At 35.3% G+C, this 838-nt stretch carries 1 protein-coding gene; it reads left to right on the top strand.

The window, feature by feature from the left end; all coding sequences use genetic code 11:
- Positions 1 to 518 precede the first annotated feature (518 nt).
- The gene (locus ABR397_RS22915; RefSeq protein ID WP_350307718.1) at positions 519 to 656 is read left to right on the top strand and encodes a hypothetical protein; all 138 of its coding nucleotides are present in this window, start codon (positions 519 to 521) and stop codon (positions 654 to 656) included.
- Positions 657 to 838: the final 182 nt, after the last annotated feature.

Below are 838 nucleotides of genomic sequence, written 5' to 3'. Positions count from 1 at the left end.
GTTCTTCTAAATTAAACATGCCTGAGGATCTCCACGATTTTGTTTTCTTTGACAAAAACTTTGATCGTGCCTCAGGCACTTAGTTCCCTTCTTAAGCAAACCTCAGGTTATGTTACATTTATTTAACCTGTCATAATCATTTGAAAACGCAAATACAGAGGAGATTAACACTTTGATATAAAAGGTGGATTAAACTCAATAAACATATTTTTCAAATGGACAATGAATTGTATTTAATCGAAGTCCATTAATTATTAATAGAAAGTTGAAAGGAAATCAGCGGGAAAAAGAATATTATCCGAATAGATTGAGATTAATGTGTTTTCTCACTATTATTTTACGAAGCCAATCATAAAAAGCAGTACAATAAAAAGGGATAAAACGGTTAATTTGGCAGGATTTAAGCCCTAAGAAAGGGATTGATTATCCGAAAAAATATAAAGGGATTTATTTATTAATTCAGCTAGCCAGATCAGGGTAGGATTTCACTTATTGAAAAAACTCTGTGGCGGGTCGGGTTGGAAGACAATCACACCGCTTTGCATGTTGTCAGTGTTTATGATATCGATGCCGGCGTTGCTCTTTACCAAAAAGCGGCCAACAGCCGGGGAAAAGAAGGTGAAATGAAAAATAAGCAAAGTGTTATCCCGCCCTGAGGGCAGGATAACACTGAACTAACTGGCACTCTAATATCCCAGCTAGAAAGCTGATTCTTTTTCTGATTAACCTGAACTTCGCTTAAGAAGAAAATAAAAGTATCTGAGATACGATCAACATTTTTGTCAAAGAAAATTTAAGACATCTCAGTCAGCTCGGTTTCTTGCTTAATATTCCTTCA

Origin of the sequence: Photorhabdus viridis (genome assembly GCF_040256935.1) — a bacterium.
GTDB classification, from domain to species: domain Bacteria; phylum Pseudomonadota; class Gammaproteobacteria; order Enterobacterales; family Enterobacteriaceae; genus Photorhabdus; species Photorhabdus viridis.
This window is presented reverse-complemented; position numbering and strand designations above follow the sequence as displayed.